This is a genomic window from Ralstonia sp. PBBBR1 (assembly GCF_002256165.1).
GTDB classification, from domain to species: Bacteria; Pseudomonadota; Gammaproteobacteria; order Burkholderiales; family Burkholderiaceae; genus Ralstonia; species Ralstonia thomasii.
Map to the genome: position 1 here is coordinate 141982 of NZ_NKIL01000013.1, position 9407 is coordinate 151388.

Annotated in this window: 10 protein-coding genes and 1 pseudogene; 5 read left to right on the forward strand and 6 right to left on the reverse strand. The window is 63.9% G+C overall.

The annotated features are described in order from the left end of the window. Window position 1: 1 nt before the first annotated feature. A complete protein-coding gene (locus CFE42_RS21015; protein ID WP_004634188.1) occupies window positions 2-394 on the reverse strand; it encodes a DUF2069 domain-containing protein in 393 nt (130 codons plus the stop codon). Next, on the reverse strand, window positions 391-984 hold the full coding sequence (gene wrbA, locus CFE42_RS21020) for an NAD(P)H:quinone oxidoreductase (RefSeq protein WP_004634186.1): 594 nt from the start codon (window positions 982-984) through the stop codon (window positions 391-393). The genes CFE42_RS21015 and wrbA overlap by 4 nt, the downstream gene beginning before the upstream one ends. 68 nt (window positions 985-1052) lie before the next feature. Here wrbA and CFE42_RS21025 point away from each other — a divergent pair, with 68 nt between their 5' ends. Continuing rightward, a complete protein-coding gene (locus CFE42_RS21025) occupies window positions 1053-2384 on the forward strand; it encodes a YihY family inner membrane protein (protein WP_004634184.1) in 1332 nt (443 codons plus the stop codon). A 4-nt stretch (window positions 2385-2388) separates the two neighbouring features. On the opposite strand, the gene CFE42_RS21030 is transcribed toward CFE42_RS21025, so the two are convergent. From CFE42_RS21030 to CFE42_RS21040, 3 genes are read right to left on the reverse strand one after another with little or no spacing between them, the layout of a single operon-like run. Next, complete coding sequence (locus CFE42_RS21030; protein WP_004634182.1) at window positions 2389-2706, reverse strand: Mpo1-like protein; 318 nt, start codon at window positions 2704-2706, stop codon at window positions 2389-2391. Window positions 2707-2727: 21 nt separating this feature from the next. After that, window positions 2728-3552, reverse strand: coding sequence for an alpha/beta hydrolase (locus CFE42_RS21035; RefSeq protein ID WP_004634180.1), 825 nt, complete (start codon window positions 3550-3552; stop codon window positions 2728-2730). Further along, window positions 3552-4886, reverse strand: a complete 1335-nt coding sequence (locus tag CFE42_RS21040; protein WP_037044732.1) for an O-acetylhomoserine aminocarboxypropyltransferase — start codon at window positions 4884-4886, stop codon at window positions 3552-3554. Before CFE42_RS21040 ends, CFE42_RS21035 begins: the two co-directional genes overlap by 1 nt. A gap of 239 nt (window positions 4887-5125) precedes the next feature. Here CFE42_RS21040 and CFE42_RS21045 point away from each other — a divergent pair, with 239 nt between their 5' ends. The 4 genes from CFE42_RS21045 to aroC all read left to right on the forward strand — a co-directional run bounded on the left by CFE42_RS21045 (window position 5126) and on the right by aroC (window position 9266). Beyond that, window positions 5126-5581 carry a CBS domain-containing protein gene (locus tag CFE42_RS21045; protein ID WP_004634176.1) on the forward strand — a complete coding sequence of 152 codons (456 nt, stop codon included), beginning with the start codon at window positions 5126-5128 and terminating at the stop codon, window positions 5579-5581. Between the two features lie 82 nt (window positions 5582-5663). Beyond that, window positions 5664-7571 (forward strand): MFS transporter, encoded by a 1908-nt coding sequence (locus CFE42_RS21050; protein ID WP_004634175.1) that lies wholly within the window; start codon window positions 5664-5666, stop codon window positions 7569-7571. Between the two features lie 95 nt (window positions 7572-7666). Continuing rightward, entirely contained in the window at window positions 7667-8080 is a 414-nt protein-coding gene (locus CFE42_RS21055; protein ID WP_004634173.1) for an FKBP-type peptidyl-prolyl cis-trans isomerase, read from the forward strand. 85 nt (window positions 8081-8165) lie between these two features. Further along, window positions 8166-9266 carry a chorismate synthase gene (gene aroC / locus CFE42_RS21060; RefSeq protein ID WP_004634170.1) on the forward strand — a complete coding sequence of 367 codons (1101 nt, stop codon included), beginning with the start codon at window positions 8166-8168 and terminating at the stop codon, window positions 9264-9266. A gap of 57 nt (window positions 9267-9323) precedes the next feature. On the opposite strand, the pseudogene CFE42_RS21065 reads toward aroC, so the two are convergent. After that, window positions 9324-9407, reverse strand: a pseudogene (locus CFE42_RS21065) (integrase core domain-containing protein); the annotation flags it as partial.

Here is a 9407-nt window from a genome sequence, read left to right on the forward strand (position 1 = left end):
ATCAGGATCTGTGGCCGGCGCGTGCTTTGGCCGCGCGCTTGAATGGTCGCAGGTAGAGGATGGTTGCGGTGAAGAACACCACGCTGAGCACCACCTCGCCCCATGCGAGCGAGCGCGAAAGCCCGACGTCCGATGTCGCCCGCACGATGCCTTCGGTAAAGAACAGCAGGATGAACATGGACGCCCATTGCATCGTGTAGCGGTTCTTGCGCAGCACGCCGGGCAGCGGCCATGCCAGCAGCAGCGCCTTGAGCGCGAGCCAGGAGCCGCCCGGGCGCACGGGGGCGAGCCACAACTCCCACGCCGCACACAGGAGGATCAACGCGATGAGGCTGGCTGCACTGAGCAGAGCCAGTGCCCGGGATTCGGTGACGACGTTGTTGGGGGAGGTCATGCGGCGAGCTTGAGAGCGGTCTGCGCCAGCCGCCGGCCCATGGCTGTGGCGAGCGTGCGTTCGTGGGCGGTCAGCGGTGCAGTATCGCCGCGATGTGCAACGTGAGACGGCCCGTATGGCGTGCCGCCGGCTTCAGTCGAAAGCAGTTCGCTGTACTGATACGGCAGGCCAAGGACGACCATACCGTGGTGCAGCAGCGGCAGCATCATCGAGAGCAGGGTGGTTTCCTGCCCGCCGTGCATGCTCCCCGTGGAGGTGAACACACATGCCGGCTTGCCGGCCAGTGCGCCCGCTAGCCATTGCGGCGTGGTGCCATCCAGGAAGTACTTGAGCGGCGCAGCCATGTTGCCAAAGCGTGTGGGCGAGCCCAGCGCCAGGCCCACGCATTCTTCAAGATCGCGTACTTCCACGTAGGGCGGGCCGCCGTCGGGCACGTCGGGCTGCGTGGCTTCGCAGACAGTGGAGACGGCCGGCACCGTGCGCACCCGCGCCAGGGCGCCGTCGACGCTTTCAATGCCTTGCGCAATGGCTTCGGCCAATGCGCGCGTGCTGCCGTGACGGCTGTAGTACAGGACCAGGATATCTTTCATAACAAAGCGTGGAGAGCGTCGCGGTATTATAGTTGCGCCCCCCAACCCCGCCTCCCGCCTCATTTTTCATGCTTTTTGACACCCGTGCGCTTCGCAAATGGAATGCCGCCAAGCTGCGTGCGCTGGCGCGTTACGCTTTGCGCCGCGCCGGTGAAGACCACCTGCCGCAAGTGGCTGGTAGCCTGACATTCACGACGGTGCTGTCGTTGGTTCCGATTTTGACGGTGGCGTTTGCGCTGTTCACGGCATTCCCGATGTTCAAGAGCTTCCGGGCGGACATCGAAGGCTACATGTTCAGCAACCTCGTGCCGGGCAGCATCAGTCGGCCGATCCTGACGTATCTGAATCAGTTTTCCACCAACGCCAAGGGGCTGACGGCAGCGGGCCTGATCGGCCTGGTCGTGACGTCGGTAATGACATTGCTCACCGTCGAGAACGCATTGAACGCCATCTGGCGCGTGCGTCATCGTCGGCCGCTGGCGCAGCGCGTCCTGGTGTTCTGGGCGCTGATGACATTTGCGCCGGTGCTGATTGGCGCGAGCCTGTCGGTCAGTTCGTATCTCGTGTCGATCTCGGCGGGCTATGTGCACAAGCTGCCGTTTGGTCTGGGCGTGATCGTCAGCCTAGTCCCGATCCTGCTGTCGGCGATTGCATTTGCGATGCTCTACGTATTCGTGCCGAATACCAACGTGGAACGGCGCGATGCGTTCATTGCCGGCCTGATTGCCGCCGGGGCATTTGAAATCGCCAAGCGCGTCTTTGGCGCTTACGTCGCGCATATCCCCACCTACACGGCCGTCTACGGCGCGTTTGCCACGCTGCCGATCTTCCTGACGTGGATCTATGTGAGCTGGCTGGTGACGCTGCTCGGTGCGACCATCGCCTCGACGCTGCCGATCATCCGGCAGGGCTACTGGCAGCGGCGCACATTTCCGGGCAGCGAGTTCTTTGACGCGCTGGGTGTTCTGTTGCTGCTGTATCGCGCGCGAGAACAGGCGCCGCGTACGGTTGCCGAGCGCGATATTGGCCGGCGCCTGCAGTTGGAAGCCGATTACCTGGTTGACCTGCTGATCAAGCTGAAGGCACTGCACCTGATCGGCAAGCTGCAGCAGGATCGCGGTGAGACCCACTGGGCGCTGCTGTGCGATGCGCACACGACCACGCTGCGGCCGCTCTATGAAAGGCTGGTGTTGAATCTGCCGCGCTTGCCGCGCACTGCCTTGGCGCGCCATCTGGGTGACACGCGCGCGCTGGTCAGCCAACTGCAGAATCCCGCGCTCGACGCCACGCTCGAGAGCATTTTCACGACTGGCGAACGCGGGGTGGCGGCGGCTGCGCAGGCTGCTATGGCACCGGCGCCGGCTTCAGCAGTGCCCGCCGCTGCCAACGCGAGCGCCTGACGTTTCAGAACGGGATCTTGCCCGTCCAGATGTCGCGATACATCACCCAGTCACCCAGCAAGCTGTAGAAGGGGTGGCGGAAGGTGGCGGGCCGGTTCTTCTCGAACCCGAAATGTCCGACCCACGCGAACGCGTAACCGCTCACGGCCGCCCCCAGCAACCACCACAGGTTGCCCGTGAACACCAGGAGGATCAAACACACCAGCGCCACCGTCGAGCCGGCAAAGTGCAGGCGCCGGCAGGTGCGATCCTGGTGCTCGCCCAGGTAGTACGGATAAAACTCGGCGAAGCTGCCGAAGCTGTGGGTGTCGGTGGTGCCCATGATGCGTCTCCAGGAGGCGACTTATGCGGCGACCGTGTCTCGTTCGCGTGCAAAGGCGATCAGCGCGTCGAGTGTGCCGTCGGGGCATTCTCCCATGATCGCGTGCCCGCCAGGCAGCCCCACAACGCGGCTGCCGGCCAGTCCTGCCGCAACCTGACGGCCGGCTTTTGCTGGCGTCATCTGATCTTTTTCTCCCACAATCACGAGTGACGGGCACTTCGCGGCGGCCATGGCTTCGGCGCCGCGCGCATAGGCATTGCAGGCAGCAAAATCTGTGTGGAAGACGGGCGCGTCCGTGCCGCGCGCTATCCGTTCCATCAGCCGCTGGCTGCCGCCATGCATCCAGAAGCCCGGCCCCGGCGCTGACGGCTTGTTCGCCAGGCTGGAATGCGACCAGGTATTCACCATATCGATGGCGGCCGGCGTGTTGTTGAGCGCGGCGTCAAGCAGCGCATCCGACACCTTCATCGGCCAGGCCGTCGCTACCAGCGCGATGCGGCGCACGCGACTGGCGTACCGTGACGCGCACTCCAGCGCAATCAGCGAGCCCATGCTGTGGCCGACCACAACCACTGGCTGGGTGACGCCGGCTGCGTGCACGAGCGCCATCACCCAGTCGGCCATGGCTTCCACGGTCTGCAGAGGGGCGCCGGCGCTGCGACCGTGGCCCGGCAGATCGACCGCCAGCACGCTGAAGCCGTGGTGCGCGAACCATCGCGTCTGCAGGCCCCAGACGGAATGATCGTTCTGCGCGCCATGCACAAATACGACGCACGGCAATTCGGCGTTGAACGGCTTGCCGCCGGTGTAGGCGTAGGCGCGCTCGCCCTGTACGGTCCATTCCATCAGCGGGCTCCCGTTGCGTTGGCGTCGGCTTTGCCGGGCGCGGCGGACATCGCGCGCTCGGCAGCTTTCAGGCCGCGCTTGAGATCGTCGATCAGGTCGTCGGCGTCTTCCAGGCCGATGGAGAGGCGGATCGTGCCTTCGCTGATGCCGGCTGCGGCCAGCGCGTCGGCGTCCATGCGGAAGTGCGTTGTCGACGCGGGGTGGATGACCAGCGAGCGCGCATCGCCCACGTTGGCAAGGTGCGAGAACAGTCCGAGCGATTCGATGAACTGCTGGCCTGCACGCCGGTCGCCGCGCAGATCGAAGCTGAACACCGCCCCGCAGCCCCGCGGCAGCAGGCGCTTGGCTAGCGCGTGATCGGGGTGCGATTCCAGCTCCGGGTAGGCGACCGACGCCACCATCGGGTGACTTGCCAGGAAGGCGACGATGCGGCGGGCGTTGTCCACATGTCGGGCCATGCGCAGCGGCAGTGTCTCGATGCCTTGCAGCAGTTGCCATGCGGCCATCGGGTTCATGCAGGCGCCGAAGTCGCGCAGGCCTTCGCGGCGCGCTCGCAGCAGGAAGGGCGCGACGGTGCTCTCCTCGGCAAACACCATGTCGTGGAAACCCGCGTACGGCTCGGTCAGCTCGGGGTGCTTGCCCGCGGCCACGTAGTCGAATGTGCCGCCGTCCACCAGCACGCCGCCGATGGTCGTGCCGTGCCCGCCCAGGAACTTGGTAGCCGAGTGGTAGACCAGATCTGCACCATGTGGGAACGGCTGCAGCAGCCAAGGCGTAGTGAAGGTCGAATCGACCAAGAGCGGCACGCCCGCATCGTGCGCAATCGACGCGATGGTCGGGATGTCCAGCACATCCAGCCCCGGGTTGCCGAGCGTCTCGCCAAACAGCAGCCGCGTGTTCGGGCGGATAGCAGCGCGCCAACCATCGATGTCGCCGGGTTTGACGAAGGTTGTCTCGATACCGAAGCGGCGCAGCGTGTAGTGCAGCAAGTTGTGCGAGCCGCCATACAGCGCCGAAGACGCGACGATATGCGAGCCGGCGCCCATCAGCGTGACGATGGCCAGATGCAGCGCCGCCTGGCCCGAAGCTGTGGCGATGGCGCCTACGCCGTTTTCCAGCGCGGCCATGCGCTCCTCGAATACGGCGACGGTCGGGTTGGAGATGCGCGAATACACGTGGCCCGCGCGTTCCATATTGAACAATGACGCCGCATGTTCGCTGTCGCGGAACACAAAGGACGTGCTCAGGTGAATAGGCGTGGCGCGTGCGCCGGTGGCCGGGTCTGGCGCGGCGCCGGCATGCAGGGCCAGCGTGTCGAAGCGGGCTTTGGACATGGATTCAGGCACCCGGAAAGGGCGCGGGAACAGGTTTGAACGCGGCATGCTAGCACTGCTCCCTGTTGCAGCGCATTCCGGGCAAACGCCGAGCGGGCGCGGTTTTTGACAGGTTTTTTCTGCGCTGCATGCTTGTCGAAGCGATCGGGTTTGGGCTAGCATCGAAACATAACCATAATCACAACCCGCGCGCGGTCGCTCCCCGGCAGACCGGCACCCCGAACTCTGGGAGACGCAATATGAAAGTCAGCGATATCCTCCACGTGAAGGGCAACACGCTCTACACCGTGGCACCTGAAACCAAGCTCCAGGTGGCCGTGCAGACGATGGCGGAGAAAGACATCGGCTCGCTCGTGGTCATGGAGTACGGCGAACTGGTCGGCATGCTGACCTTTCGAGAAATCATCAAGGTTGTTGCCAAGAATCACGGTTCCGTGGGCGAGGGCACGACCATCCGCAAGGTGATGGACGATCATCCCGTCACCTGCACCCCCGAAACCGAGGTCAACGAAGTACGCCGTATCATGCTGGAGCACCATGTGCGCTACCTGCCGGTGCTCGACAGCCGCACGTTGATGGGCGTGATTTCGTTCTACGACGTCGCCAAAGCCGTGCTCGAAGACCAGAGTTTTGAGAACAAGATGCTCAAGGCGTACATTCGCGACTGGCCCGAAGAAAAGGCCAACGAAGACTGACCTGCGCGATCTCCTCACCGCATCCCTGAAACCCGCCCGCCGTTGCGAGCGGGTTTTTTGTTGAACCCAGAACCGCCTGCCGATGAGCCAATCGAGCCAGTTTTCCCTGCTGAAGCAGCTTCGCTTTGCACCGTTCTTCTGGACCCAGTTCCTGGGCGCGATGAACGATAACGTTTTCAAGGTGGCGTTTTCCTCGTTGGTCACGTACCACGCTGCGCTGTTCGGCAATGCGGACCCGGCGTCCGCAGCGTTTCTGATTTCAGCGATCTTCATCGCGCCGTTTGTGCTGCTGTCTGCCACCAGCGGGCAGATTGCCGACCGCATGGACAAGGCGCGCCTGATCCGTCTGGTGAAGACATTGGAAATCGCCATCATGGCGATCGGCTGTACGGGTTTCGCGCTGCGCCACGTTGAACTGCTGTACCTCTGCACGTTCTTGATGGGCGTGCACTCGACGCTGTTTGGGCCCGTGAAGTACGCCTATCTGCCTCAGCACCTGCAATCGGCGGAACTCGTCGGCGGTAACGGGCTGGTGGAAATGGGCACCTTCGTCGCCATCCTGATCGGCACCATTGGCGGCGGCGAGCTGGCCAATTACACGCGCAACGGCGAGCTGGTCGGCCCGCTGTTTACCGGTATTGCGTGCATTGTCATTGCCGTGGCCGGGTGGCTGACGGCGCGCGGTGTGCCGGTGTCGCCGGCGTCGCAGCCGGACCTGCGCATCAATTGGAACCCGATCTCCGAGTCCTGGCGCAACCTGAAGCTGGCGAGCAACCAGCGCGCGGTGTTTCTCAGCCTGCTGGGCATCTCGTGGCTCTGGTTCGTGGGCGCGACGTTCCTGACGTCGTTCTTTGCCTACGCGCGCAATGTGCTCGGCGGCGACCAGAATGTCGTGACGCTACTGCTGGCCGTGTTTTCGGTGGGCATCGGCTTGGGCTCGGTGCTGTGCGAAAAGCTCTCGGGCCGCAGGGTGGAGATCGGCCTGGTGCCGTTTGGCTCGATCGGCATGACGGTGTTTGCGGTGGACCTGTACTTTGCTTCGCATGCCGAGGCATTGGTCGCGCACGACGTGCTGACGGGCATTTCCGGCTTCCTGCAGAACCATCGCCATTGGCGCGTGCTGGCCGATCTGTTCCTGCTGGCGATGTTCGGCGGCTTCTACAGCGTGCCCTTGTACGCGCTGATCCAGAGCCGCTGCGAACCGACGCATCGTGCGCGCATCATTGCCGCCAACAACATCCTCAACGCGCTGTTCATGATCGCTTCAGCGGTGCTGGCGATGGTGCTCACGCGTGCCGGCTTCACGATCCCGCAGTTGTTCCTGGTTACCGGCATCCTCAACGCCGTGGTGGCGATCTACATCTACACGCTGGTGCCGGAATTCCTGATCCGCTTCGTGATGTGGCTGCTGATCCATACCGTCTACCGCGTGAAGGTGGAGGGCTCGGAGCAGATTCCCGATGAAGGCCCCTGCCTGCTGGTCTGCAACCACGTGAGCTTCGTCGATGCCGTGGTGGTGGGCGCGTTCGTGCGCCGCCCCGTGCGTTTTGTGATGGATCACCGCATCTTCAAGGTGCCGGTGCTGTCGTGGTTCTTCCGCACGGTCAAGGCGATTCCGATTGCGCCGATGCACGAAGACCCGGAGATGCTCAGCCGCGCCTACGACACCATTGCCGCCGCGCTGGCGGAGGGCGAGGTCGTCTGCATCTTCCCCGAAGGCAAGATCACCGGCACGGGCGAGATGAACCCGTTCAAGGAAGGCATGCGCCGCATCATCGAACGCACACCCGTGCCGGTGGTACCGATGGCGCTGCGCGGCCTCTGGGGCAGCTTTTTCTCGCGCAAGGGCGGGGCGGCGATGTCGCGCCCGTTCCGTCGCGGCTTCCTCAACAAGCTGGAACTGTGCATCGGCACGCCGGTGCCGGCGCAGGCCGTGTCGCCGGAAGCGATGCAGGCCGCCGTGCTGGCGTTGCGCGGCGAGCGGCTCTAGTGCGTGGCGGGCCTCCGGACTTCGATACACTGCCGGTCGGCCTGCAATCGGCCTTCATGCGTTTTTTCTGACCTCCAACTTTCCCGTTACCTGCCATGAAACACGTTTCCCCGCTGCTGTGTGCTTCGTTGCTTGCCCTGGCTGCCGTTAGCGCGCAAGCCGCATCGCCCGCATCCGAGACGCTGCCTTCCGGTGTGATCGTCCAGACGCTGACCAAAGGCACCGGCCCGTCGCCCAAGGCCAGCGACACGGTCAAGGTGCACTACCGCGGCACGCTCACCAACGGTACCGAGTTCGACAGCTCCTACAAGCGCGGCCAGCCGATCTCCTTCCCGCTGAATCGCGTGATTCCGTGCTGGACCGAAGGCGTGCAGAAGATCCAGGTGGGCGGCAAAGCCAAGCTGACGTGCCCTGCAGCCACCGCTTACGGCGAGCGCGGCGTGCCGGGCACGATTCCGCCCAACTCCACGCTGAACTTTGACGTCGAGCTGCTGGGTATCGGTGGCTGATCTGGAGGCCGGTGGATCGGCCTTACAATAGCGTTTTCCTGATGTTTCGCGCCGCGGCCGTCGCGGCGCCTTCCTGAGCACGATCATGTCTGGCAATACCTTGGGCCTGCTGTTTTCCGTCACCACTTTCGGCGAGTCGCATGGCCCGGCCATCGGCGCTGTCATCGACGGCTGCCCACCCGGCATGACGCTATCGGCAGAAGACATCCAGCCCGATCTGGATCGCCGCAAGCCCGGCACCTCGCGGCACGTGACGCAGCGCAAGGAGGAAGACCTTGTTGAGATCCTCTCCGGCGTGTACGAAGGCAAGACCACGGGCACCCCGATTTGTCTGCTGATCCGCAACACAGATCAGCGCAGCAAGGACTACAGCAACATCGCCGAGACATTCCGTCCCGGCCATGCCGATTACACGTACTGGCACAAATACGGCATCCGTGACCCGCGTGGTGGTGGCCGTTCTTCCGCACGATTGACGGCGCCGACGGTGGCCGCAGGTGCTGTCGCCAAGAAGTGGCTGCGTGAGAAGTTCGGCATCGAAATCCACGGCTTCATGTCGCAACTGGGCGATATCCACATTCCGTTCATGGACTGGAACGAGGTGCCGAACAACCCGTTCTTCGCGCCCAATGCCGAGATCGTTCCCGAGCTGGAAACCTACATGGATGCACTGCGCAAGGATGGCGATTCCGTCGGCGCACGCATTGAAGTGGTGGCCACCGGCGTACCGGTCGGCTGGGGCGAGCCGTTGTTCGACCGTCTGGACGCCGACATTGCTCACGCCATGATGGGCCTGAACGCGGTGAAAGGTGTTGAGATCGGCGCCGGTTTCCACGCGGTCAGCCAGCGCGGTTCCGAGCATGGTGATGAGCTGACGCCGGAGGGCTTCGTCGGCAACAACGCCGGCGGTATCCTGGGTGGGATTTCGACGGGGCAGGATATCTCTGTGTCGCTGGCGATCAAGCCGACGTCGAGCATCCGCACGCCGCGCCGTTCGATCGACAAGGCGGGTGACCCGGCGGTGGTGGAAACGTTCGGCCGCCATGATCCATGCGTGGGCATTCGTGCCACGCCGATCGCCGAGGCGCTGCTGGCGCTGGTGCTGATCGACCACGCGCTGCGTCATCGTGCGCAATGTGGCGATGTGTCCGTGGAGACGCCAGCCATTCCGGCAAAAGCTTCCTGAATCGATTTGCGCAGTGTCAAGTCCTGCCATAGGTTGACACTGTGCTCAGTCTCCGAGCGCCCGATGCACCGCATCGGGCGTTTTGTATTTCAAGGCCAGATGAGGCCGTTCGTGGTTGTAGATATGCACGGCCTGCGCCAC